Annotated in this window: 20 protein-coding genes and 1 riboswitch; of the genes, 8 read left to right on the top strand and 12 right to left on the bottom strand. The window is 46.1% G+C overall.

Translation table 11 applies throughout. The features are described from left to right. Positions 1-413: 413 nt before the first annotated feature. Positions 414-2,315, top strand: a complete 1,902-nt coding sequence (locus tag EKM87_RS04620; protein WP_125682338.1) for a heavy metal translocating P-type ATPase — start codon at positions 414-416, stop codon at positions 2,313-2,315. 142 nt (positions 2,316-2,457) lie between these two features. On the opposite strand, the gene EKM87_RS04615 is transcribed toward EKM87_RS04620, so the two are convergent. Both EKM87_RS04615 and EKM87_RS04610 read right to left on the bottom strand, forming a co-directional pair. After that, positions 2,458-3,282: an Ig-like domain-containing protein gene (locus tag EKM87_RS04615; RefSeq protein ID WP_125682336.1), complete on the bottom strand. Its 825-nt coding sequence runs from the start codon at positions 3,280-3,282 to the stop codon at positions 2,458-2,460. Positions 3,283-3,572: 290 nt separating this feature from the next. Beyond that, entirely contained in the window at positions 3,573-4,400 is an 828-nt protein-coding gene (locus EKM87_RS04610) for an aminoglycoside N(3)-acetyltransferase (RefSeq protein WP_125682334.1), read from the bottom strand. A 181-nt stretch (positions 4,401-4,581) separates the two neighbouring features. Here EKM87_RS04610 and EKM87_RS04605 point away from each other — a divergent pair, with 181 nt between their 5' ends. Continuing rightward, positions 4,582-6,753, top strand: a complete 2,172-nt coding sequence (locus EKM87_RS04605; protein ID WP_125682332.1) for a MucBP domain-containing protein — start codon at positions 4,582-4,584, stop codon at positions 6,751-6,753. 391 nt (positions 6,754-7,144) lie between these two features. Beyond that, the gene (zwf, locus tag EKM87_RS04600) at positions 7,145-8,632 is read left to right on the top strand and encodes a glucose-6-phosphate dehydrogenase (RefSeq protein ID WP_125682330.1); all 1,488 of its coding nucleotides are present in this window, start codon (positions 7,145-7,147) and stop codon (positions 8,630-8,632) included. A 52-nt stretch (positions 8,633-8,684) separates the two neighbouring features. Here the strand turns inward: zwf and ulaG are convergent, their stop codons facing one another. Genes ulaG through EKM87_RS04580 form a run of 4 tightly spaced genes read right to left on the bottom strand, consistent with a single transcriptional unit; the run spans position 8,685 to position 11,896 of the window. Beyond that, positions 8,685-9,758 (bottom strand): L-ascorbate 6-phosphate lactonase, encoded by a 1,074-nt coding sequence (ulaG, locus tag EKM87_RS04595; protein ID WP_125682328.1) that lies wholly within the window; start codon positions 9,756-9,758, stop codon positions 8,685-8,687. Between the two features lie 29 nt (positions 9,759-9,787). After that, positions 9,788-10,072: a PTS sugar transporter subunit IIB gene (locus EKM87_RS04590; protein WP_125682326.1), complete on the bottom strand. Its 285-nt coding sequence runs from the start codon at positions 10,070-10,072 to the stop codon at positions 9,788-9,790. Between the two features lie 37 nt (positions 10,073-10,109). After that, entirely contained in the window at positions 10,110-11,435 is a 1,326-nt protein-coding gene (locus tag EKM87_RS04585) for a PTS ascorbate transporter subunit IIC (protein ID WP_125682324.1), read from the bottom strand. A gap of 2 nt (positions 11,436-11,437) precedes the next feature. Next, complete coding sequence (locus EKM87_RS04580) at positions 11,438-11,896, bottom strand: PTS sugar transporter subunit IIA (RefSeq protein ID WP_125682322.1); 459 nt, start codon at positions 11,894-11,896, stop codon at positions 11,438-11,440. Between the two features lie 194 nt (positions 11,897-12,090). Between EKM87_RS04580 and EKM87_RS04575 the strand changes: the two genes are divergently transcribed. Then, complete coding sequence (locus tag EKM87_RS04575; RefSeq protein WP_125682320.1) at positions 12,091-12,933, top strand: MurR/RpiR family transcriptional regulator; 843 nt, start codon at positions 12,091-12,093, stop codon at positions 12,931-12,933. Between the two features lie 47 nt (positions 12,934-12,980). On the opposite strand, the gene EKM87_RS04570 is transcribed toward EKM87_RS04575, so the two are convergent. Then, positions 12,981-15,284 carry a MucBP domain-containing protein gene (locus EKM87_RS04570; protein ID WP_125682318.1) on the bottom strand — a complete coding sequence of 768 codons (2,304 nt, stop codon included), beginning with the start codon at positions 15,282-15,284 and terminating at the stop codon, positions 12,981-12,983. Between the two features lie 297 nt (positions 15,285-15,581). Next, positions 15,582-16,025: a GNAT family N-acetyltransferase gene (locus EKM87_RS04565; RefSeq protein WP_191988563.1), complete on the bottom strand. Its 444-nt coding sequence runs from the start codon at positions 16,023-16,025 to the stop codon at positions 15,582-15,584. Between the two features lie 80 nt (positions 16,026-16,105). Between EKM87_RS04565 and EKM87_RS04560 the strand changes: the two genes are divergently transcribed. From EKM87_RS04560 to EKM87_RS12455, 3 genes are all read left to right on the top strand, one after another. Continuing rightward, positions 16,106-16,537 carry a MarR family winged helix-turn-helix transcriptional regulator gene (locus EKM87_RS04560; protein ID WP_125682316.1) on the top strand — a complete coding sequence of 144 codons (432 nt, stop codon included), beginning with the start codon at positions 16,106-16,108 and terminating at the stop codon, positions 16,535-16,537. A gap of 199 nt (positions 16,538-16,736) precedes the next feature. Further along, positions 16,737-18,179, top strand: coding sequence for an NADP-dependent phosphogluconate dehydrogenase (gene gndA, locus EKM87_RS04555; RefSeq protein WP_125682314.1), 1,443 nt, complete (start codon positions 16,737-16,739; stop codon positions 18,177-18,179). Positions 18,180-18,357: 178 nt separating this feature from the next. Then, positions 18,358-18,993 carry a helix-turn-helix domain-containing protein gene (locus EKM87_RS12455; protein ID WP_125682312.1) on the top strand — a complete coding sequence of 212 codons (636 nt, stop codon included), beginning with the start codon at positions 18,358-18,360 and terminating at the stop codon, positions 18,991-18,993. 100 nt (positions 18,994-19,093) lie between these two features. On the opposite strand, the gene EKM87_RS04545 is transcribed toward EKM87_RS12455, so the two are convergent. Further along, positions 19,094-19,357, bottom strand: a complete 264-nt coding sequence (locus EKM87_RS04545) for a hypothetical protein (RefSeq protein WP_125682309.1) — start codon at positions 19,355-19,357, stop codon at positions 19,094-19,096. Positions 19,358-19,444: 87 nt separating this feature from the next. Beyond that, positions 19,445-20,086 carry an SDR family oxidoreductase gene (locus EKM87_RS04540; RefSeq protein ID WP_125682307.1) on the bottom strand — a complete coding sequence of 214 codons (642 nt, stop codon included), beginning with the start codon at positions 20,084-20,086 and terminating at the stop codon, positions 19,445-19,447. A gap of 198 nt (positions 20,087-20,284) precedes the next feature. On the opposite strand from EKM87_RS04540, the gene EKM87_RS04535 reads away from it, so the two are divergent. Further along, positions 20,285-20,632 carry a hypothetical protein gene (locus EKM87_RS04535; RefSeq protein WP_125682305.1) on the top strand — a complete coding sequence of 116 codons (348 nt, stop codon included), beginning with the start codon at positions 20,285-20,287 and terminating at the stop codon, positions 20,630-20,632. A gap of 55 nt (positions 20,633-20,687) precedes the next feature. On the opposite strand, the gene EKM87_RS04530 is transcribed toward EKM87_RS04535, so the two are convergent. Both EKM87_RS04530 and EKM87_RS04525 read right to left on the bottom strand, forming a co-directional pair. After that, positions 20,688-21,251 (bottom strand): redoxin domain-containing protein, encoded by a 564-nt coding sequence (locus EKM87_RS04530; RefSeq protein WP_125682303.1) that lies wholly within the window; start codon positions 21,249-21,251, stop codon positions 20,688-20,690. A 213-nt stretch (positions 21,252-21,464) separates the two neighbouring features. Further along, positions 21,465-21,633, top strand: a riboswitch (M-box (ykoK) riboswitch). Between the two features lie 752 nt (positions 21,634-22,385). After that, positions 22,386-23,675, bottom strand: a complete 1,290-nt coding sequence (locus EKM87_RS04525; RefSeq protein WP_125682301.1) for a dicarboxylate/amino acid:cation symporter — start codon at positions 23,673-23,675, stop codon at positions 22,386-22,388. Positions 23,676-23,975 lie beyond the last annotated feature (300 nt).

Here is a 23,975-nt window from a genome sequence, read left to right as displayed (position 1 = left end):
ATCAAGATGTTAAATGAACTTCATCGTACTTCAACTAAGTATCACCTCATACGCAACTGTTCCTGTTTCTGACGACCATCTAAGCCGAGAGGTTGGCAGATATGGGCTCAGGCGCGAAATTATTCTTAGTCAGCGGGTGATTTTCCGCTGGCTTAGAATAAGACCAAGCTTGTAGACTCGTGTTTTTCGAGGCTTCAAGTTGTGTCCGCACCGTTCCAGCCCATATCTGACAACCGGCAAGGCGAATAAGACCATCAGCATTGTCAGTCCCACGACACATACATTTTACGTATTTCATAAAAGAATTTCGCCAACTTGATTCACATCAAGTTAATGTCGCAGGTTCCGCGGCATAATAAAGACATCAACAAGGATAGAACAACTTAAACAGACACCAAGAAAGGATGCTTCCCATGAAATTTCAACGGTTTATCTACGCACATACTAATCCCATTACCTTCTGGTCAGCCGGCTTAATCATCCTCGGCTTTCTGAATACCTGGTTTACTCACGTTCCTTACGTTACCGACGTTGCCTGGATCATCGCTTCCGTGATTGCCGCAGCACCAATTGTCTTGCGAGCAATCAGCGCGTTGAAGGCCAAGGTTTTCAGTATTGAGTTACTAGTCGGAATCGCCGTGATTGGGGCATTCGCGATTGGTGAATTTGAAGAATCTGCCATTGTTACTTTCCTATTCCTCTTTGGGTCCTACCTGGAACAGAAGACGTTGGCCAAGACCCGTGGCGCCATTCAATCCCTGACTGAAATGGCACCCACCACTGCCGAACTGGTTCAAGTCGACGGCTCCCTTGAAGAAGTCGATGTCGATGACCTAGAAGAAGGTAACGTCGTTCTCGTCAAAGCCGGTGGCCAAGTCCCCGTCGATGGTAAAGTCGTCAGTGGCTCCGGTTACGTTAACGAAGCCTCCATCACCGGTGAATCCCGGCCAATCAACAAAGCTGATGGTGACGGTGTCTTCTCCGGTGCCATGGTTGAAAGTGGGACCTTAACGATTGAAGCCACCCAGGTTGGTGACGAAACCACCTTCTCTAAGATCATTGAATTGGTTGAAGAAGCCCAAGACACTAAGTCACCCGCTGAAAAGTTTATTGATAAATTTGCTCAATACTATACACCAGCCGTTTTAATCATCGCCATCTTAGTCTTCGTCTTCTCCCGTGACCTTCGTTTGGCCATCACCGTGCTGGTACTTGGTTGCCCTGGGGCCCTGGTTATTGGCGCACCAGTCTCCAACGTGGCCGGCATCGGTAATGGTGCTAAAAACGGTATCCTCATCAAAGGTGGGGACGTAGTTGAAAGTCTAGCGAAAGTCGACACCATCGTATTTGATAAGACTGGGACGTTAACCACTGGCAAGATGACGGTAGCTGATACCAAGTCCTACACCGACGATAAAACGGTCTTAGCCGGTGTCGCTCAAATTGAAAAAACCTCCGACCACCCCTTGGCTCAGGCCATCGTGGCTCACTTGTTCGCTCACCTACAAGATGACGCAGCTACTTTAGAAACTGAAACCATCAAGGGCCGCGGCATGGTCGGCAACTGGCATGACAACCAACTGTTTGTTGGGAACGCCGCTCTGTTAAAAGATAACGGTATCACGCTGACTGCAGACCAGCTGAACGACCTCCACACCATGCAAGACGATGGTCAATCCACCGTGCTGGTTGGCTACCAAGGAAAACTCGCCTTTATCTTAGGCGTCGCTGACACCGTTCGTCCTGAAGTTCCAGATGCCTTAGCTGCTCTCAAGCGTCAAGGCATCAAGCACCTGGTCATGTTAACTGGTGACAACCAAGCGACCGCTCAAGCCGTTGCCGAATCTCTGAGTATCGACGAAGTTCATGCCGACTTACTCCCAGCTGACAAGGTCACCTTCGTCAAAAAGTTCCAAGACATGGGGCGTAACGTTGCCTTCGTTGGTGATGGCATCAACGATAGTCCTTCCCTGGCCACGGCTAGTGTCGGCATCGCCATGGGTGGTGGGACTGACGTAGCTATCGAAACGGCCGACGTGGTCCTGATGCAATCCAGTTTCACAGCTTTGAACCACGCCGTTGGCTTAGCTAAAAAGACTTCCGCCAACACAAAGGAAAACATCACGATTGCCATCTTAACGGTTGCCTTCCTGCTGATTGGCTTGGTTTACGGCTACATCTACATGGCCAGTGGCATGTTCGTCCACGAAGCCTCTATCCTGGTCGTTATCTTCAACGCTATGCGGTTGATTGGCTACCATCCTCGCGGTACCAAAGATGCTAAACCAGTTGCCCAACAGCTCGCAACGAACTAACCCTCTGCTTCTTAACAGCTCGCAAATAGCGGCCACCCTTCTTGGAGAGTGGCCACTATTTGTGTCCCTTATTTTCATAAAAAAAGACTGGCACCCCATCACTGAGTCACCAGTCTCACAAATTAAATTTGAATTTCAAAGCTTACTTCGTGAAAGTCCACTTAGCAGCTGGGGCAACGCCGGCCTTAACGGCAACGACCTTGTTCTTGCTGTTAACGATCTTGAACTTCTTAGCAGAAGTGAAGCGCAGGTAAAGCGTCTTAGAAGCCTTGGAACCCTTAGGGGTGTATGAAATCTTCCAGAACGTTGGTGTCTTAGCATCCACGCTGTACTTAGCGTAAGAAACTAACGTCTTGACCTTCTTACCATTCTTGTAGAGATATTGGTTAAAGCCAGACTTTTGACTGAAGACCATCTTTTGTGAATACTTGTTAGCCGTGTTGGACTTCCAAGTACCAGTAGGCGTCTTCACGGAGAAGCTAGCGGTACTCTTCTTGGTTGAAGTCGTCGCCTTCTTGGTGGTTGCTTTCTTAGTCGTGGTTGTCTTCTTAGTAGTCGTCTTCTTGGTCGTAGCAGCCTTAGTCGAAGCAGCTTGGACCCGGATGATCCGGTAGAAGTAAGCCTTCGTTTTTGGGTTCGTTGCGTAAACGTAGACGTTAGCGTCCTTCTTCAACTTCTTGGATAACTTAATGGAGAATTTTCCCGTCGTCTTAGAAGCAGTCCCACTAGTAAGATTCTTCTTAGCATTCTTGGTTGCCTTAACAGTAACCTTAGAACCCTTAGTAGCCGTCCCCGAAATCTTGCTGGAAGACGTAGAGATAGCATTAACACTCAGGCTGGGACCGATATGTTTCGTCGCAGCGTGTGCCGTAGTCGTTGATGCTGGAGTGATCGCCGTAGCTGGGACCGTAGCGCCTACCGTGGCTAACGTGACCAAACCGGTCAATGCAACCATAAATTTCTTCATTATTCCTGACCCCTTAATCTACCGGCGATTTCCAGCCGGTATTTATTTTTATAACCGACTAGTAGTATAACAGATTTTGTACAAATTAGTGCCCGTACCGAACAGGAGTTTACGGTTTTTTAATAAGGCTTAACACTATCTTTAATATACATGGCTAATGGGCCCAAATATTCATTAAAAGTTACCTGACGAAGCTAAACCTCTTTAATGAAGAAAACAGTTAGTCATCATGATAAATTGCTGTTAAATTAGTCACTGCCGATTGGCCATAAGTCGACGCTGAAACACGCCTAATTCAAGCCCTCAGCTATATCCCGCTGCCGGTAGTATTCATGGGCGAAGTCTACTAGATCACGCATTGAAAAGACTAGTGCTGTCCGATCATTTCCAATGGCTGCCTGCCGCACGCTACCAGGCCTAGCCGCTAAGAACTGCGCACCCATTTCATTGAAGTCATCATAGGGTTCTAACTCCACCATTTTAAAGGACACCCACTGCTTTTGACCAGCCGTTTGAACCGGGGCCCGTTCTTCAAAGACCGGCCGCGGCAACGTAGACTCAGCCAAGTGGATCGCCGTTCCTGTTTCAAAATCAGTTCCTAAGAATAGAACTTTCGCGTTCAAATCGTATAACTTTTGAAGCGGTCCCTGGGCACCAAAGGGCAAATCATAGGTCGTTGTTTCACAGATATGTTCTGCCTGGGCGCCCCAAGCTGTCATCGAACAGGTCGGATGGCCACTTCGTTGGGTATCCGGTAAGTTGCGAAAATACTCCGGTAACGCGCCAATCAAATGACACGGCGTTAGCTCCCGGTCAAAACCTGGCAATGCCGCCATCACTTGGTCCTGATGATCCGCTTGAACCGGTGGATTGATCCATTCATGTGGGTCAGATAAATCAGATGACTGAGCTGGCATGGCAATATTGCCTTTCGCCAGACTAGCTTTTAAAGCCGCAATCAGCGTCTGTTCACCACCCGGGATAAATCCAAAGGCACTTAATGATGTATGTACGAGACACGTGTCTTGTTCTTGTAATCCCAATTCTTGGAAAAGGGTCATTAAATCAGAATAAGTGGTCACTGTGGTAATTGGCTGTTGATACCAAGGCTTTTTCATAGGCATCCCTCTTTTTTTAATTAAGCCTATTTTAGCACGCCTGCTTGTTTGGGTATCAAAATTGTTTGCCCTGTTAATTCTGTAGTAATTTAATATGGTTATATAATGGATGTTCTGGTGTAGCAACTACTCTATTGCCGGGGTATGCTGACCTTGTAAATAACTTATAGGAGGGGTCAGTATGAAAGTCTGCAGCAATCATGGATATATTAAACCTTTGTCTCTAAAAACGCATTGGGTACTCGCTGCAATAGCCAGTGGAATCCTGTTGGGAAGCGGAACGGTCGCCGTTGGCCATGCGGATTCAGCCCCAGATAGCCAAGATGGTGAGACTAGTTATTCCAAAGAAGACACTAGTTCAGCTCCAATTAAATCGGCTGTGCTGACCTCTTCAGTTCCTAACACCTCAAGTAGCGATGCAAAAAATACCAATTCAGATAACCAGGTTGACCATTCAACTGACAAGCCCAAGACTGAGCCAGTTACTAATGTATCTGGATTGGACAACGACGAAACGACCAGCGACAGTGACAAAGAAACCACCCCGCCCATCACACCCAAAAATCCCGTAAATTCTGACACGCCAACTTCTGTCACACCAGAAAAAACCAACTATCAGCCTAACCGGTCAGCGTTGCTGAAAGAGGCAACTCCCACCGATGATCAGCTTGTAACAATTAAGGATGCCAGTTTAACCGCAGCCGTTAAGTCTGCTTTACATTTGACATCAACTAGTAGCCTAACGGTCGGTGCCATTCGGCAATTCAAAGGAACTACGCTAACCTTAAATCTGGCTGCTATCAATGACATGAGTGGATTAGAAGCCCTTCAATACCTACCCTCAACCGCACTGATTGATCTAACCCTGACATACTCCCCAATTAAGGCTGACGGAACAGCTTCCCCTTACTTCGATCTCACACCATTAACCAATCTACGGTTCACTAACCTCTCAATCACTGACTACTATTCCGGCTACCTTAGCGACGACATGCTGAATCAGCTCACCCGAATCGATCCCACTAAAATGGCCCGATTTGCTCTCAGAGGCAATGCCTATTCCAATGACTACCAAGCTTTACAAAATCGTCAGTTAGCCTTGTTAGCACCTTGGCTAACTATCATTGGCAATAATGGCTACCAGCTAGGTACTTCACCGCTCAGTCAAATCGATCTATCAGGAAACAACCTGTCAGACTTTTCCTCGTTAGGTGGTATCAAAGCCGACACGCAAATTTTGGCGATTGGTGAAACCTTCTACAGCAGTCATCAGGTTAACGTCGTCATCGGTCAGCCAGTAACGCTTACCCCTGACGAATCTTACGGCTTGGATGGACAACTTTTAGCGAACGGCAAAACCTATTCCTTTAATACCGCTGACGTAGGAACTTATACGCCAATTACTAACCTTAACAAGGGTCAAATTTATTTTGATAATCCTCAGCAAATTGTCAATAGCAGCTTTTCACAATACATCACATATGGTCAGCTTGGCTTTATTCGGGGAACTACCTCGCCAAATATTGCGTACATTAAAACTACGTACGAAGGGGGAGCCGAGATGGATTACGATACCCGTATCTTCCGCTTAGCCAACTGGCAGACCTCACCAACTGTAACTGTCTCCTTCACCGATGAAGCTGGAAACGTCTTGCAGGCCGATGCTATCCTTGGCGCAACTGCTAAATTGGGTGAGGCCTATGATTTAACCGCCCTCACGCAGCTTAAGGACTACCAACTAGTCGCCGGTCAAGCGGCTAAATTAAGGGGAGTCTACACGATTGATCCGCAAGCAGTCACACTGATACTCAAGAAACAGGCGGTCGCCCCAGCAACACCGACCTCACCAATTATTGGTTTTGACATCACGGGTACTCTTCCTATGCCGCCCGTCGAAGAAACTGGTAATGCAGACGACAATGGCGCCACTACAGCCGCAGCCATCGCACAACAGATTGTCACACAAACAGTGGCAGCAACCGCTACAACAGCACCTGCCGCCCAAACACAACCAGTGCGTCGCTCCCAACAACAGAAAATAGCGACAATCGTCGTCAATGGCGGTTCTGCTGATGCAATCGATGATACCCAAACAGCCCTCAGTTCAGAGCAGTCGGGTCCCAAGCAAGACCGTGTTGCCTTGGCAGCCAATGTTCAGACCGCTCAATCACCTATCGTTCAATTACCCATTACTCAGAAATCAGCCACTAGTTCAAATCCCAAGCGCACCACAAAATCTCAAACAGTCCTACCCCAGACGAGTGATCAATCAGCCTCATTCCTGGTTTTACTGGGGTTAGCTGGCCTACTCAGTCTCTCTTGGCTAGGGAAAGCATTCATCAAACGAAATTAATTTCAACATTCGACCCCGTTATACTTGCAGTGACGGGGTTTTCTGCTAGACTACAAGTGATAGCGATTTCATTTTAAATGATTGGCGAAAGCCGTTTCCATTTAAATTTGCATAAAATGATTTGCTTTCATGAAAATGAATTTTGACTGAAAACGTTGTTTCTTTGGGAATGCAACCGGTTGTCCAAATTTTAAATTCTTGCTTTAAAAAGTTAGCTTTTCACGGTGAAGTAGTGTATAATTCCTTTTTGAAGTGGTCTAGACAGTCGTTTAGATAACTCGCGGACTCAGTGTGGTTTTGCTCCCACACTGAATAACCGATTAATCATTGTTTTCTCTATTTGTAGATACTACTCATATAACGCACTTAAAATTTAAGGAGTGACGATCTCGTGGCAACTGAACGTAAAGCTTTATTCGTATTCTTCGGTGGTACTGGTGACTTAGCTTACCGGAAACTCTACCCAAGTCTGTTCAACCTTTATCGGAAGGGTAACTTGCGGTCCCATTTCGCAGTTATCGGGACTTCTCGTCAAACACTTGACGACGAAAAGTTCCGGGCAGCTATCAAGAAGTCTTTGGCTGATAGCGGTAACCGTTCAGATTCTAAGGAAGCAACCGACTTCATTTCTCACTTCTACTACCAAGCACATGACGTTACGAACGTTGCTCACTACTCCGTCTTAAAGGACGCCGCTGACAAGCTTGATAAGAAGTACAAATTAGACGGCAACCGGATCTTCTACCTGTCCATGGCACCACAATTCTTCGGTACTATTGCCCAAGACTTGAAGACACAAGGTCTGATGTCCACGAACAAGGACGCCTTCAACCGTCTGGTCATTGAAAAGCCATTCGGCCGTGACTACGACTCCGCTAAGGAATTAAACGATGCCTTAAGCAAGTCCTTCGAAGAAGACCAAATCTTCCGGATCGACCACTACTTAGGTAAGGAAATGATTCAAAACATTGAAGCCTTACGCTTTGGGAACACCTTAGTTGAATCCCTTTGGAACAACCGTTACATCGACAACATCCAAGTAACCTTGTCCGAAAAATTAGGGGTTGAAGAACGGGCTTCCTACTACGATAACAGTGGTGCCTTACGTGATATGGTTCAAAACCATATCATGCAAATCGTTTCTCTGTTAGCCATGGAACAACCAGTTGCCTTCACGGATACTGACATCCGGGCTGAAAAGGTGAAAGCTTTACGGAGCCTGCGGGTCTACAACGTTGCTGACGCCGCAACTAACTTCGTTCGTGGCCAATACGGTGCCGTTAACGACCAACCAGACTACCGTCACGAAGACAACGTTCCAGTTGATTCAACGACTGAAACCTTCGTTGCTGGTAAGTTATTATTTGATAACTACCGTTGGTCCGGGACCCCATTCTACGTCCGGACTGGTAAGATGTTAGCTGACAAGTTCACGCGAGTTGACGTTGTCTTCAAGCGGCCATTAGTTGATATCTTTGCCTTCCCACAATCACAAAACACGCCATTGGCTGCCAACGTTTTGACGATTTTCGTTGAACCACACGCAGGGTTCTCACTGCAATTGAACGCCAAGACGAACGATACTGGCTTCTCAACGGAACCAATCAAGTTGGATTACTTGGTTGATGCTGAAAAGTCCAAGGATACGCCAGAACCATACGAACGTCTGATTCACGACGTCTTGAATGGCGATGGGACCAACTTCTCCAGCTGGCCAGAAGTTTCCTACGCATGGAAGTTCGTTGATCAAATCCGTCGTGTTTGGGACTTACAAGAACCACAATTCCCTAACTACACGCCACACTCAATGGGCCCAGCCGCTGCTGAAGAATTAATTCAACGCGACCACCGTGAATGGATTTACCGTTTGAACAACTAATCATAAAATGAAAACCGCTCATCGAAATTCGATGAGCGGTTTTTTTGAATAATTATAGGAATGACTTATATGGTAGGTTGATGTCATGCGTGTAGCGGTCTTCAAAACCACGTTCATGATAATATTCAAGCTTGTCCTTGTCATCCGGGTAGATGAAATGTCCGCCTGGTAACCATGAGAATGGATGGAACTTGTAATTGAAGCGTTCCTTTCGCATCCTCCAGACTTGTTCGACTTCTGCGGGATCACCAAGCATGTTTGACCAAACATCCCAGTGTAAGGGAATAACTACGTTCGTTTGTAAGGCTTCCGCCGCTCTTAGAACATCTACTGAAGTCATCTTATCTTGAACACCGATTGGATTTTCTCCGTACGCTACCACAGCAACATCGACATCAAAATCCTGTCCGTGTTTGGCAAAATAGGATGAATAATGCGAGTCGGCCGCATCATAAATATTTCCGGCACTCGTCTTAATGACGTAGTTTACGGATCGCTCATCCATGTCTGGCACCTGACTATCATCCGGTAAATTCTTTTCATCCGGATCAGTAATCAAGACAGAACGGTCAAAAGAATCGGTTACGTCAATTTCAACATCCTTAATTTTAACAACATCGCCCGGTTTAACCACCTGGCATCTATCCGCTGGCACTCCCCAATCTAGCCACTGATCAACCACATCTTTGGGCCCAATGAAGGGAATTGGTTCTTCAACGTTTTGGAGAATCGCCGCGGCAACGTTCATATCAATGTGGTCATGGTGAAAATGGGTAACCAGATATGCATCCAAGTGATGAATCGCAAACGGATTAATTACCATCGGTTGTGCCCGCAAGTTGGGCTGAATTTTACGACCACCAGTCAGTCGGGACCATTGGTGGCGTGGAGACATATCCGGCTTATCATGCGTCGTTTTACCAGTCCCACACCACAAATCGATGGCAATGCTAGTCTGTTGATCGGACTTAATCCAAATTCCCATGTTGACCAGCCACCACATTGCAAACTTTCCCTGAGCAACCTTAGTTCGGTCAATTTCTTCATTCAGCCATGTTCCCCACTCGGGAAAAACCTCATCCTTCCAAGTCTGCTCAGTCACATCATTTACGTTATCTACTGTCATTGTTTATTCATGCTCCTCACGTAAAAGCGTTACTTTTGAAGTTCTGCCATCTTAGGGTCCAAGTGTGCCTTGATATCGTTCTTATCTACAAAATTGGTCAGAACAATCGTTTTAGCCTTGTACTCTTCTGGGAAATTATCAAAAAGTTCACGCGTCGTGACGTAAATATCTGCAGGTGCACTACGAATACTTCCTAGGTCAATCGTATCAACAGTGACATCGTCTTTCCCCTCGTCTGAGACGATACTTTCAATGTTCATCTTAGCAATAACACTGGAACCAACACCTAAACCACATACCGCAATAATTTTCATAATAGAGCCCTCCAAATTTTATTCTGAGATATTTTCTTTAAAGAATCATGCCAACAACTAACGTCCGAATCAACTTCAATAAGTACATCAACGGCATCCAAACAACGGCGTAGTCAATGTTTGACCAAGTTAAGCCACTACCATAAACGGCACCGGTCAATGGGTAGAACAGAATAACTGCGGCTGAAGAAATAATACCAGTGATAAACCCGGCCATAATTGCACCACGCCAACCACCAGCCTTATTGCCAAATACTCCCATGACATTACCATCAAAGTACATAATGATAGGACTTGGGAAAACAATCACTGGTGAATGAAACAGGATTGTCGCAAAAGTAACGATAATACAGCCAACCGTGGAACCCAAGAAACCAAACATACCACCCATTGGGGAGTATGGGAAAATCGTTGGTGCATCCAAAGCTGGAATGGCCCCCGGCAAGAATTTGTCAGAAATCCCTTTAAATGCTGGGACAATTGAACCGATGAACATCCGAACCCCAGACAGTAAGATGACGATCCCAGCGGTAAACGTAAATCCTTGAATAATCAGCCACATGATCCAGTTAGTCGCATCAGGACCAGTTCCGGCTAAGGATTGAATTCCACTCTGGCCAACGGCTAACCCAATACCAATAAAGATAATTGGCATCAAGAAGAATAGAACGATGGTGTTGTCACGAAACATTGAGGCCCACTTAGGGAGCTTCATGTTGTCAGCATCTTGCTCTGGCTTTGAGCTACCAAACCACTTACCAATAAAGTGGGCAAGAATCGACCCTACTTGGTCCATAAACCCTAACGTTGAAACATCATGCATCCATGGGCGAGAGATGATTCGTGGAATAGCAGGTGAGTACGTGTAGTAAATAGCGTTTAAAATTGTCCCGACCACCACGGTCCAAAAACCATTTGTGTGTAAGACCACGGGTAACGTAACGTTCATAAAGGCTGCATGATAAAGCATCAGGTGAGCCGTCAAATAAGCGTTTTTAAAATCCTTACCCGGGGTAATTCTTACTAAAATCAAATGTAGGAAGAACGCCAGCAAAAATGTAATAACCGTATCCTTCGCAATTGTACTGAACCGTAGTACAACCCCAAACACAGCATCGTTAGTAGGCAAAACCCCCTTAACATGTAGTGTTGAATTCAACTTCGTCACCACTGGCGACAACGAGGAAATTAAAATACCAGCTCCGGAAGAGAGAACCGTCAAACCAATGACCGTTTTTACAGTACCATCAATCACCTGTGGGAATTTTTTTCGTTGTAATAGCAAACCAACCAGAGCAACTAAGCCGAGAAAAATCGTTTCGTTGCTAAGAACCTGGTAAACCAAAAAATTTATCACTTGCATGTCTAGTTCCCCCCATTAATTTGATTAACGATTTTTTGTGCTTCAACAGAGGTCGTTGCATTTCTCAAGACCCGCAAATTGCTTGGTTCGTTAAGAAATGCCACAATTTTTTGTAACAAAGCCAAATGATCCGTATCACTAACGGAGGCTAAAATAACGACTAAATCTACGGGATCATTATCTTTGTTTCCAAACTTCACGGGATCACGCAATGTTGCAATGGCAAAACCGGTCCGATGAACAGCTGCTGAAGGTCTGGCATGACCTAAAGCTAATCCCGGTGCAATAACAATATACGGCCCCAATTTCTTAACCGATTGAATCATTGCATTCACATAGCCATCCGTAATATTGTCACTGTCCACTAACGGCTGTGCTGCAACCCTAATCGCATCTTCCCAATCATCGGCATGAACTTTTAATTGTACTTGGTCAATCGACAAGCTTGGATTTGTAGCCATTTTAAGTCCTCCTTACATGAATAAAAGCTGAAACATTATGTAAATATCCATCATTATTAAAACGAATTATTTGATTCCTTTTTACATTTTCGATTATACTCATAAGCGCTTTCATTGCAAGGTGGAAAAACAGAAATTCAAATGTTAAGGTTATGACACAAACTCACTGGCGAATACTTAAGGGAGAATTAAATATGGAACTTAGCATTATCGAACGTATCAAAAAAATATATCCAGAACTGGGTCGAAGCAGTAAACGGATAGCCGATTACATCATTATCAACGGGACAAACGCTTCTTCGAAAACAGTTACCGAAATGGCAACTGATTGTCACGTGTCGGTTGCCACCATCTCCCGTTTTGCCAAGCAACTTGGCTACACAAATTATTCCCAATTAAAATGGGCACTCTCCAATCAGATGGAAGAAGATACGCCAATTATTCAGGAAATTTCAGACACTGATACCCCCATGATGGTTGCCAAAAAAACGCTGGACGCCAACATTGAAACCTTGAATGGTACATTTGACTTGATGAACGAAGATGATCTCAAACGGGCTATTCATTACATCGTACATTCAGATCGACTTGAATTCTTTGGACTTGGTGGCTCTAATATCGTTGCGCTTGACGCTTATCATAAGTTTCTACGAGTACCGCTAACCGTTCTACACGACGATGAATATCACCTAGCTCTCATGCAGGCTTCAAGACTAACCAAAGACGATTGTGCCGTTGTCATCTCCCATACTGGCAATGACACTGACACCTTGGATATCGCACGTGCTCTAAAAAATAAACACGTCCCCATTATCGTCATTACCAGCTTTCCAAACTCACCTTTAGCTGACTTTGGTAACGTAAATTTCTTTTCAATCTCTGAAGATTCTCGTTATCGTTCAGAAGCACTCTTATCCTTAACTTCACAGTTAGCGATAAATGATTGCCTATATATGTTGACTGCACAATATTTTGGCGATGCGGCCGATAACGTCTTAAATGATATTCGTCAAGTCATTCTTAAAAAGCATCAATAAAAAAATACCGCGACCTTCATCAATTTGAAGAGTCGCGATATTTTTATTTATTTAATACGCCGTTTCAATCCAAATAGCCCTAGTACGCTGATTAGTAAAGCCACTCCCCAAATTGCTGATGACTGGCGATTTCCTGTTTGTGGCAACGTTGCTGCCTGATGCTCCGGTAAAGCTGTCACCGCGGAACTATTCACCGTAGCCGATGGATGGTGGCCCAGCTGCACTTGCCCCGTCGTTTCACTGCTGCCACTAGGCGTTATGCTAGCGGCATCGGCTCCTGATTCGTCGCTCCCAGCATCACCAGTACTGCCAGTCGATGGTCCCACTGGATTGCCTTGGTCGCCCGGTTGCGGTTGCTGGCCCCCATCTGGATCGGTAATTCCCGGTGTCTCTCCTGGACTTACCTGGTCACCGCCACCATCCGTCTGCAAGGGTGCGTAAATGTAGGTCACGGTAATATTCGTTTCACCAAACGTCCCGTGTGCGTTGGCGGGCGTTGTCAGCAGGATGTACCCCGTCGGCTGGGCCGCCTGCGTAGTGTACGCCATCCCCGGTTGCCCCGCATATACCTGATCAGCCGCCACCGTTTGGCCCGTGGCCGTTTGGTGATGAACCGTGACAGTCGTTTGGGTCGCTGGCGGTGTCACTACTGGCGGTTTAACCTGCGTTCCGCCATCATTCTGAGCATACACATAAGTTACCTCAATGGCCGTGTCGCCGTACTGACCCGTTGCATTGTCTGGCGTCGCCGTCAACGTATACCCCGGAATAGTTACCGCCGCTGTGCTGTAGTTCTCGCCCACCAATCCGGTCGTCAAAGTTTCATCCGGTGCCAGTTGGTTACCCGCCGTATCTTGATGGTGAACAACGACGTTCGCCCCGGCGTAAGCCATTGCATAGGGTTGAATCACAATAAAATTGGGAATATTACTGCCGGCAGGTCGGTTTACCCCCGTCAAATAATAATAATCCGCCAACGGTGCCACCCCGAAGCCTGGAGCTGGTGATTCCGTCACACCCGGTTTTTGTGGCTGAATATATGAGTAGTTCAATCCACCATTACCATCAGCTACGGCATTTCCCCCAACATAATAAAAATGATAGAGCGGTTCATCGGCTGCTGGGTCATTGAAAACTGGCTCACCAACCACACTGCCATAGACTGCCAAGGGCGCCACAGAACCATCGGCGTTTAAACACTGAATCTGCAGGTGACCGGTTTGAGTAGCCTGATTGATCATCACCTGGTCCAACAAAATAAATTGACTAAAGTTTTTGAACTCGTCGTAGTGCTTCCCCTTCAGCGATGAAAAATCCCGAATGTGGTTGTAATAAATGGTCAATGACGTCACGTTCTGTAGATTCGCTAGTGGTGTCACGTCTTTAATCCGGTTCCCCTGTAATGCCACCGTTGTCAGATGCTGCAAGTTAGCCAACGGTTTGATATCCACTAAGTCTCCAAAATAGGCACCTGGCGATGAATTAAAGTCGTTTCCCATGTCAATACTTTCCAAGTTAACTGCGTACTGGAGACCTTCAATCGAAAACTCTGTCTTACCATCAATATAGGTCGAATACCCCTTAAATCCGCGAATATTTAAGGATTTCAACAGCGCCAAATCTTCCTGCGTGATGTCGGCAACACTATCCCAGGTCTTGCCCACGCCGTTCAACCCCTGCAGGGTTAATAAAATAACCTGCTGTAGCGTTTTATTAGGCATCCACAGATCAATCGTCGCCGTGTCCTTGCTGTGGGCCAATTGGACCGTCGCGGGCTTGGCCAATTCAGCTTGCACTAGTGGCACAGCGGCAATCGTATGGTCAGCTCCCGAATGATTCGCCGTGGATAAAGCGGTTACATTTACTGGACGAGTCGTTGGTTTTGATGTTGAGTTGGCCGGAACCACGGATTCAACGACCGTCATTGCCTGAGCCGGTCGCGTCGTGGCTACCGGCGCTGTCGTATCAGGCTGCTGCGCTGCCACTGGCGCTGCTGAAACTGCGGTCGATGTCGCAGGCTCCGCTACAGCTGGTTGCTCCTCAGGCACGGTCACGGTCGCCGGTTCACTACTAGCTGTAGATTCAACGGGCATCGTCGTCACTGGTACTTCTGCCACTTCTTCATTTTCAGTGACGGCCGTTTCCGATTCAGCCGCATTAGCTTGCTCAGTGGTCGCAGGCTGGGCGACTTCAATCTCTGTGGTAGCCTCTGAAATTCTCTGTTCATTCGCCTGGGCAGTCACACCCCCAAAACTGACAGCCAACATTCCAGCCGTGATGCTGGCGAACACCCACGCCTTCCCGCTCTTAAACATCTTATAGTGTACTTTCATGTCACTTCTTTTATTCATAGTATCCTCCCCCTAAAACCTTAGTGTGGGAAACGCCATTCAGTCCCCCACTGACCCCCGCATTGTACCTGATACTACCGAGAGAGTGGCCGTTTTCTCACAAAATAAACCGAATCCTACATTACGTGAAATTTAATTGCTTACAATCTAATTTTGCAATAATTTTTACGCAAAAAAGGCGTCAGCCAGTAGCCAACACCTCAATAAATCTACTTATCCGCTGCCCACAATTCCGGCCGTCATTGCTCTGGGTACAATCCCGGCCAGAACTCTAGGCAGCGATGGGCGACTATCACTTTAAACCAAGGCCGCCTTAACCATTTGCAAATGCGGCGTGCTATTGAACAGGAACATGTCCCCTTCAACTTTATAGCCAAACTTTTCATAAAAATGTTGCTTGTCGACCTGGGCTTCAATGCTGATTGGTTCACCAGGGAAACTCCGCTTGATTTCGGCCTCAATCTGCGCCATCAACTGACGACCTAACCCTTCGCCACGGTGTTCTGGTGCAGTCAGAACCCGCCCAAAGGTAACATGATCCCCATCCATGAAGACCCGGGCGTAAGCCACCAGTTCACCATCTTGATAACCCAGAATATGCCGAGCAACGGGATCAATGTCATCGATTTCTTGATACATACGTTTTTGCGCGACTACAAAAGTTTCAATACGTTCATATGCAACTTTATATAAATCCATCGCAGACATATCTTCCAACCCGTAAGACAACCATTTAATCATAATGTAAGACCCCTTTGTGTTATAATGTAGCTATATTATGACACGCTTTAATTGCAAATGCAACTACCGGAGGAAAACTTATGCAGAATTATTTTAGAAGTATTGGGTTAATTGCCCGAGCCAACGCCGTTATCGGGAATCGGGTATTTAAACCCGATGACTTGCAGAGCAATCAATTTATCTATTTAATGCGAATCGTTGAGAACCCCGGCATCACCCAAACTGAGTTAGCCGATCAGTTACACGTTGATCCTTCCACCTGCCTGAGAACCGTTCGTAAGTTGACCGACAATGACTTTGTTGAACGCCAACTCGACAGCCACAATAAGAAGTTACGCTTACTCAAGGCCACCGCTAAGGGTCAGGCCATGTACCCCGCCCTCAGAAAATACGAACAATCTATCCTCACCGCCGGGACCGCCGGCTTATCCACTGGCGAAAAAGCCCTCCTCGAAGAATTATTAGGTAAAGTCGCCGCAAACATTCGTGACTTCCAGCATGAACAAAAGTAACACCACGCTACCATAAATTTACTGATTAAGCCCACCGCTAGAGCCATCGTCAAGTAACCGCTATCATTTGTAAATTGACTTTTGAAAATGCAAAAATTCTTTCAAGAATGGGGTCAAATGATTTTCCTTTTATATTGTTCAATGCTACACTAATGGATGGAAAGTCGTTCCTAATTTTAAACACAAAGGAAGGTTACTAATGGCAGATCAAAAAGCAAATATTGGTGTTGTTGGTATGGCGGTTATGGGCAAGAACTTAGCCCTGAACATTGAAAGCCGCGGTTACACCGTTGGTATTTACAACCGTTCATCTAACAAGACGGAAAAAGTTATGGCAGACCACAGCGAAAAGAAGTTAGTTCCTAGCTACACAGTTGAGGACTTCGTCAAATCACTGGAAACGCCACGGCGGATTCTCTTGATGGTTAAGGCTGGTAAGCCAACCGACGCCGTTATTCATGAATTACTTCCACTGTTAGACAAAGGTGACGTCCTGATCGATGGTGGGAACACCAACTTCCACGACACGATGGCGCGGAACGCAGAACTCGACAAATCCGGGATCAACTTCATTGGTATGGGGGTTTCCGGTGGTGAATTAGGTGCCTTACAAGGTCCTTCACTGATGCCCGGTGGCCAAAAAGAAGCTTACGACTTAGTTGAACCTATCTTAACTAAGATTGCAGCCAAGGCCCCTCAAGATGGCAAATCATGTGTTACTTACATCGGCCCTAACGGTGCTGGTCACTACGTTAAGATGGTCCACAACGGTATCGAATACGGTGATGAAGAGCTGATCGATGAAAGCTACAACATCATGCGTAACGTTGCCGGTATCTCCGTTGATGACATGGCCGACATCTTTAAGGAATGGAACAAGGGTGAATTGGACAGCTACTTAGTTGAAATCACTGCCGACATCCTTTCCCGTAAAGATGACTTGGGCGACGACAAGAACTTACCAATTGTCGACGCTATCAAGGACCGTGGGAACAACAAAGGGACTGGTAAGTGGAGTTCCGAAGACGCCTTAGACGTTCAGGTTCCACAATCAGTTATCACCGAAGCCGTTTACGCCCGTTACATCTCTATGTTAAAGGACGAACGTGTCAAGGCTTCTAAGTACTTGCCAGCTGCTGAAAAGCAAAGCAACGTTGACGTTGGCGACAAGGACAAGTTTGTTGAAGAAGTTCGTCAAGCCCTCTTCTTTGGTAAGTTGATGAGTTATGCCCAAGGATTCGAACAACTTCGGTTCGCTTCTGAAGCTAACGATTGGGACTTGAAGTTCGGTGAATTAGCACAAATCTGGCGTGGCGGTTGCATTATCCGTGCCCAATTCCTTCAAAACATCACCGATGCCTTTGACAAGGATCCTAAGCTGACCAACTTATTGTTTGACAGCTACTTCAAGGACATTGCGACTAAGTACCAACAATCCATTCGTGACGTGGTTGCTATGGCTGTTCAAGCCGGCATCCCCGTTCCTAGTCTGTCAGCTGCTATCACTTACTACGATAGCTTCCGTGCTGAAGTCTTACCTGCTAACTTGTTACAAGCACAACGGGACTACTTTGGTGCCCACACCTACGAACGTAACGACCGCGATGGGAACTTCCATTACAGCTGGTACGAAGAACAATAGAATCAATTTAAACCGTAATATTGAAAAGCTCACGGCCACTACGGTCGTGAGCTTTTTTGTGGTTGTATCCCTAATTCGAAAATCTAAAACGCCGATCTATCAGTCCCGCAAGCAAACTCAGCACGACAGTTGCGGGTATATTTGCTATGATTAAGGTCAGATTCAGGGGAGGATTTCCATGACACTCGGAGAAAAATTGAAACAAGCACGCACCACGCAGCAATTCACCCAACAGGCCGTGGCGGAACACGTTCACGTGTCGCGACAAACAATTTCAAGTTGGGAAACCGGTAAAAGTTATCCGGATATCGACAGCTTGATCATCCTTAGCGATCTATACGGACTATCACTAGATATCCTGATCAAGGGAGATACCGGTATCATGAACTATTTACGCAAGCCGGAAATTCTTAAACGGCTGCGGCCGATTCACCTGATATTATTGACATCCAACTACTTATTTTTGATTATTTTCACGTTTTTCTTATCCAGCCGTTACAGTCTTTGGGCCCTGCTAGCCGTCTTTATTACGAACACGCTAGCATTTCTCTACCTGCAAAAATTCGAAGAGCGGCTCAGTCCATTACCAATTGCTGTTCAGCGATGGCAATCTGGCTGGTTGCCAACTCTACTATGCAATGTGATTACCACTGGTGCCATGATTGCCAGTCCCTGGTGGGCCAGTTCATCGACCGCTTCCTATAACTTATTCTCTACCGCAATCGTTGGTTGGGCCTGTCTCGCCTTCCTTTGGGTAATGAACAAAATCAGTCATCTCAAAGAACTAGAAAAACAGGTTACCAAACGAAAGTAGGCCCTGCGCATCCCTAAAAGTCAGTGGCAATGTCAATTACCCACCAAAAAAGCTAACCGATTGGTTAGCTTTTTTATGTTGCTTACTGTTTATTGGATAATTATTGCCGCGTATGGCCGCCGTGGGTCACACCTGCTAAGTTATCCGTCAATGCCATTTGAATCGCGTGTAGGCTCTCCCAGTGGGCAATTTCGGCTGCTAACCCTGCTTCCCACTCCGCCTTCTCCCGACTTTTTTCAATAAATTGGTTCCAATCTAGGTCTGCCGTCGTCCGGTCAACCGTCTGCCGCCATTTCGCCCATTCATCAAGGTGTTTCGCTAGTTCCAGGGCTTCCGGCGGGGCCAATACCATGTTCTCAGTCATAACCGTAACCTCCTTAGCAAAAATCTGAGGGGCATTTCTAACTATTTATAGTTTAGCAAAATCGTCCATAGTATACAATAATTATGCTTACAGCTGATTAATAACCTGGTCGATTGACTGTGTGCCACTCAGCAGTGGAATCGTCTTGCCAATGGTTTGGGGGGCGTGGAGAGCGGCCACCATGAAGGCCGCCAAGTCCGCACGGGGAATACTCCCAACCGCTAGTGGATCACTCTTAATCTTGCCAGTTGCCGGGTGGAAGGATAGCGCCCCGGGTTGCACAATGGTGTACGCCAAATTAGTTTGATGAACCAGCCAGTTATCAGCATAGAATTTCGCAACGTAGAGTGACTTCAGTGGATCAGCCCACCGGTTACGATCCTCAGCAAATAGCATGCTGATCATGACAAATCGGTGAACACCAGCAATCTCAGCAGCCTGCATCGTCTTGACTGCGCCATCCAAATCGATCAGTAACGTCATGTCATCCTTTGTTCGACCGCCGGACCCCGCAGCAAATACCACGGCATCGACGCCCATTAAAGCACTCGCAATATGTTCCGGCTTCGTTAGCAAGTCTAAGCGGCGCACTGCAACACCTAAATCCTCCCAGTCTTCGCCATCCTCATCAGGCCGTAGCCCGGCAATGGGTTCATCCCCCTTTGCCAAAAGCTGGGTGACCAGCAAGCGTCCAACTTGGCCGTTGGCACCAACAATCAATACCCGCATTTGTCTAATAACTCCCTTCTCAATCATCACTTAAACATTATACACTAGGTAATTTGTCTAGCTTAGTCGTTAAACGCCAAAAAATTTACACTGCAACTCATCACGAATCAGAAAAATGTGCCATAATGGAGTTGAGGGCACCGACCGACTTTGACCGATACTCGACGCAGTTTAGAATTTTTGAGGAGGTCTCCAATTTTGCAAAACGAAGATTTAACGATTACCGACCTAGATGAGAACGCCCGGCAGACAGCACTGAGTGACTTTGCTCACTTTTACATTCGGCATTACCGGACCAATGATTTGGAAATCTTATCTCAGTTCAAGGTTGACTATGCCATGAACGACATTAATATGTATCTTTATGCTAATAAATATTTTTCACCCGATGAGTTAGTTGCTGGTGTACTGGCGAATAAGTCAGATTTATTTCTCACAATTCTTAAGACCGTTAACTTGCCGTACAGCGCCAGTGGTGCCCTCAAGGACCTCACTTGGGACGGTTGGTACAAGCAACAATACGTTGGGATTCCAGAAGGAAAATAACACTATAGACGTGAAAAGGATTGCCCTCAATGGACAGTCCTTTTTTTATTGGCCGTTAAAGTTTACCTACCAGGTTCGTTCCTGGCTTTAAAGTTTCTTCGCCAGGATGCCAGTTAGCTGGACAAACCCGGTCACCGTGTTCAGCAACAAATTGCGCTGCCGTTAACGTCCGTAGAATTTCACCAGCATTGCGACCGATTCCCATGTCATTGATGGTGTATGACCGGACCTCTCCCTGTGGATCCAAAATAAAGACTCCGCGGTAAGCCTGACCGGCAGACTCATCTAAGACTTCGTAGTGCCGCGCTAATTGACCGGCTGGATCCGCAATCATAGGGTAGGCTACCTGTCCCACCTCTGGACTCCGTTCATGCCAGGCTTGATGAACAAATTCTGTGTCCTCTGAAATACTATAGATTTCCGCATTCTGCGCTTGAAAGGCGGCATAGTGTTCGGCTAAGTCCCCCAGCTCCGTTGGGCATACAAATGAAAAATCAGCGGGATAGAAGAACAAAACTGACCAGTGGCCTTTTAAATCGACTGGGGTCAGGGTCGTAACCTCCCCATTTTGAAACGCTTGAACCGAAAAATCTGGTAAAGCTGAACCAATAAAATTCATATGAACGACTCCCTTCAGTTATGTCGTTACGGTACACTCATAGCATAACCGTTTTGACGTCCTTTATCAATAATCATTCTAAACTAGATATTAAAAATCCCAATATCTCGATGGATTAGCCGATTAGTTAGTTATAATAATTATTATTTAACGGGTATGAATGGTTTTGCTTGCGTCTGGTGAAAAAATACGTTAGACTAGATTCATAGATAAATTAGAAGCTGTTAGGTGAGGCTCCTATACGGAAAACGCTACTGCTCAGAAACGTCGAGAAACGCCAATGAGTCAGCTGGTCAGGTCAAATTAAGGCCTGCTCTAATGTAGCTGTTATGAACAACTAACTACGCCGTATAGTGCTAAAACTCAACGACTAGCTAAATTCGTTCACAAAATGTCTTTCAGTGTGCGCTTAGCTAGTTATGGCTAAGCGCTTTTAATTTATCGTCAGTTGTCACTGTCGTCAATATATTAAGGAGGTGATTGAACATGACAACGCAACTTTTAGATGATCCCGGAGCGTGTTATTACTCGCCGGTGGGAAAGTTACAGTCTGTTCACACCTCTTGGTTGACGCTTTGAGGAGGACGACACTCTAGCTTTCCCTTTCCCGGACCCCGTAGCTTGATGCGGAGGTTCGACTAATAGACTTTAAACAGAATCGACTCGCCACTTTATCCCAAACGCTGTCGGCGTTGCAACCGACCGTAACTCGTTTGGCCTTCTCTGAACTCGTTCGTGAGCTAGTCGGATTCAAGCCTCTTACCTGGAAAACACAAGCTTGAGTTACGTCTTTTTCTCGGCACTATTCAACTACAATGCATTGACGTGCTAGTCCGAATAGCGTTACCACTCGTGACGACGCTTCACCGCTGGGGGAACCCTGTGGGGAGGAAAATAACTAGTAACTGACGCCGTTTCAAATAAGTTGGTTTTTAACTTCTAATGGTCGATACGAATAACCCAATACCAAACCAATCACTGGTTATCACTAGCAACTGGCAATTGCCCATGGGCTGATGGGAATCACCCCGCACGCGTTGTCCCACACTATTGATGAGCTGGTATTCCAAAGCGTTCCAATACGCAAAAAGAAGCCATTCAATTCTTGATGAATTGAATGGCTTCTTTTATTTATTAGGCTTTAACCCGGCGATTTTTCATATGTTCTAAGAACTTTTGACTCTTTTCCTCATCAAATTCATGTTCAGACTTGGCAATAATTACCGTGGCCAGCGAATTCCCAACAACGTTAACAGCCGTCCGGCCCATATCAACGAGACGGTCAATCCCGGCAATAAAGGTCAAGCCACTCATTGGAACGCCAATCGTTGAAATCGTAGCTAGTAACACCACAAATGAGGCCCCAGGCACACCGGCCATCCCTTTACTGGTAATCATCAGTACCACCAATAAGGTGATCTGTTGACCCAGGCTCAGATGAATATGGTAGGCCTGTGCTAAGAAGAGTGCTGCCAAAGATTGGTAGATAGCCGAACCATCCAAGTTAAAGGTATAGCCGGTTGGAATAACAAAGGACACAATTCCTTTGCTGACCCCAAATTTGTCCATTTTATCAATCAACCGTGGCAGTGTGGCTTCAGAACTAGCAGTTGAGAATGCCAACACCGCTTCGTCCTTAATCACAAATAACAGGTCCTTGAGGCTGAACTTAAAGATTCTAGCAGCAATCCCCATGACAACCAAGACAAACACCGCCATGGTAGCGTATGCCAAGAGGATGAAATACCCTAATGGTGCTAATGCAGATAGTCCCATTTGCGCCACAGTAACCCCAATCAACGCACAGACACCGATTGGTGCGGTATGCATGACCCAATTGGTCACCCGGAACATCACCTGTGAGACAGCGTCTAACGCTTGTGTGATGACCTGCCCCTGTTTACCAATGGCTGCCGTTCCTAACCCAAAGAAGACGGAGAAGAAGATGACAGGCATCATATCACCCTCTGCCAGGGACTTGAAAATGTTGGTTGGAATAATTCCCATCAACGTTGCCCAAATACCCGAATCCTTAGCTGATTTAGCAGAAGAAACGTACTGACTAATGTCGGTACTTTGCAGTTGGTGAATATCAATGAATGAACCAGGTTGGAAGATATTCCCAACTAGTAACCCCAAAGCAATCGCAATGGTGGTCATTACTTCGAAATAAATCAGCGTTTTACCGCCGATTCGACCTAACTGCTTAATATCACCCATGTTGGCGATTCCGACGGTTAAACAGGACACCACGATGGGGAGAACGATCATTTGAATCAACCCAATGAACATGTTCCCAATATTTTGCATAGCGGTGATAGCCATCTTGTTTTGGTAAAAAATCACACCAAGAATGACCCCTAGAATCAAACCAATTAAAATCTGCCAGCCTAGGCTAAGACGATACTGTCGATATCTTTTCATTCCCATTCCACCTATTCTCTCTTATGTAAGCTCTTACGAGTTGACTAATAACTCAAGTTGCCCTAAATCTTGTAATAACAACTATAATAGCACAAGCTTTCCGTTTGGCAAACCACCTCAGCCGTATATTCTTCTAATATTTACATATTAATGTACGCTATTACGATTTTTGTATATTTTATGGTATAAAAAAAGGAATCCATCACTGGATTCCTTACTGTTTGCGTAGCGACGTCCTATCCTCGCAGGGGGCGATCCCCCAACTACTATCAGCGTGCTGAAGCTTAACTTCCGTGTTCG

The sequence above is a fragment of the Levilactobacillus yonginensis genome (genome assembly GCF_003946265.1).
GTDB classification, from domain to species: domain Bacteria; phylum Bacillota; class Bacilli; order Lactobacillales; family Lactobacillaceae; genus Levilactobacillus; species Levilactobacillus yonginensis.
This window is presented reverse-complemented; position numbering and strand designations above follow the sequence as displayed.

Excerpts from the sequence above, each read along its gene's own strand:
- EKM87_RS04620 (WP_125682338.1), top strand. The coding sequence starts at position 414 with ATGAAATTTCAACGGTTTATCTACGCACATACTAATCCCATTACCTTC.
- EKM87_RS04560 (WP_125682316.1), top strand. The coding sequence starts at position 16,106 with ATGCAGAATTATTTTAGAAGTATTGGGTTAATTGCCCGAGCCAACGCC.
- EKM87_RS04575 (WP_125682320.1), top strand. The coding sequence starts at position 12,091 with ATGGAACTTAGCATTATCGAACGTATCAAAAAAATATATCCAGAACTG.
- EKM87_RS04545 (WP_125682309.1), bottom strand. The coding sequence starts at position 19,357 with ATGACTGAGAACATGGTATTGGCCCCGCCGGAAGCCCTGGAACTAGCG.
- EKM87_RS12455 (WP_125682312.1), top strand. The coding sequence starts at position 18,358 with ATGACACTCGGAGAAAAATTGAAACAAGCACGCACCACGCAGCAATTC.
- EKM87_RS04525 (WP_125682301.1), bottom strand. The coding sequence starts at position 23,675 with ATGAAAAGATATCGACAGTATCGTCTTAGCCTAGGCTGGCAGATTTTA.
- EKM87_RS04580 (WP_125682322.1), bottom strand. The coding sequence starts at position 11,896 with ATGGCTACAAATCCAAGCTTGTCGATTGACCAAGTACAATTAAAAGTT.
- EKM87_RS04585 (WP_125682324.1), bottom strand. The coding sequence starts at position 11,435 with ATGCAAGTGATAAATTTTTTGGTTTACCAGGTTCTTAGCAACGAAACG.
- EKM87_RS04540 (WP_125682307.1), bottom strand. The coding sequence starts at position 20,086 with ATGCGGGTATTGATTGTTGGTGCCAACGGCCAAGTTGGACGCTTGCTG.
- EKM87_RS04615 (WP_125682336.1), bottom strand. The coding sequence starts at position 3,282 with ATGAAGAAATTTATGGTTGCATTGACCGGTTTGGTCACGTTAGCCACG.
- EKM87_RS04570 (WP_125682318.1), bottom strand. The coding sequence starts at position 15,284 with ATGAATAAAAGAAGTGACATGAAAGTACACTATAAGATGTTTAAGAGC.
- EKM87_RS04590 (WP_125682326.1), bottom strand. The coding sequence starts at position 10,072 with ATGAAAATTATTGCGGTATGTGGTTTAGGTGTTGGTTCCAGTGTTATT.
- EKM87_RS04605 (WP_125682332.1), top strand. The coding sequence starts at position 4,582 with ATGAAAGTCTGCAGCAATCATGGATATATTAAACCTTTGTCTCTAAAA.
- gndA (WP_125682314.1), top strand. The coding sequence starts at position 16,737 with ATGGCAGATCAAAAAGCAAATATTGGTGTTGTTGGTATGGCGGTTATG.
- EKM87_RS04565 (WP_191988563.1), bottom strand. The coding sequence starts at position 16,025 with ATGATTAAATGGTTGTCTTACGGGTTGGAAGATATGTCTGCGATGGAT.
- ulaG (WP_125682328.1), bottom strand. The coding sequence starts at position 9,758 with ATGACAGTAGATAACGTAAATGATGTGACTGAGCAGACTTGGAAGGAT.
- EKM87_RS04530 (WP_125682303.1), bottom strand. The coding sequence starts at position 21,251 with ATGAATTTTATTGGTTCAGCTTTACCAGATTTTTCGGTTCAAGCGTTT.
- EKM87_RS04610 (WP_125682334.1), bottom strand. The coding sequence starts at position 4,400 with ATGAAAAAGCCTTGGTATCAACAGCCAATTACCACAGTGACCACTTAT.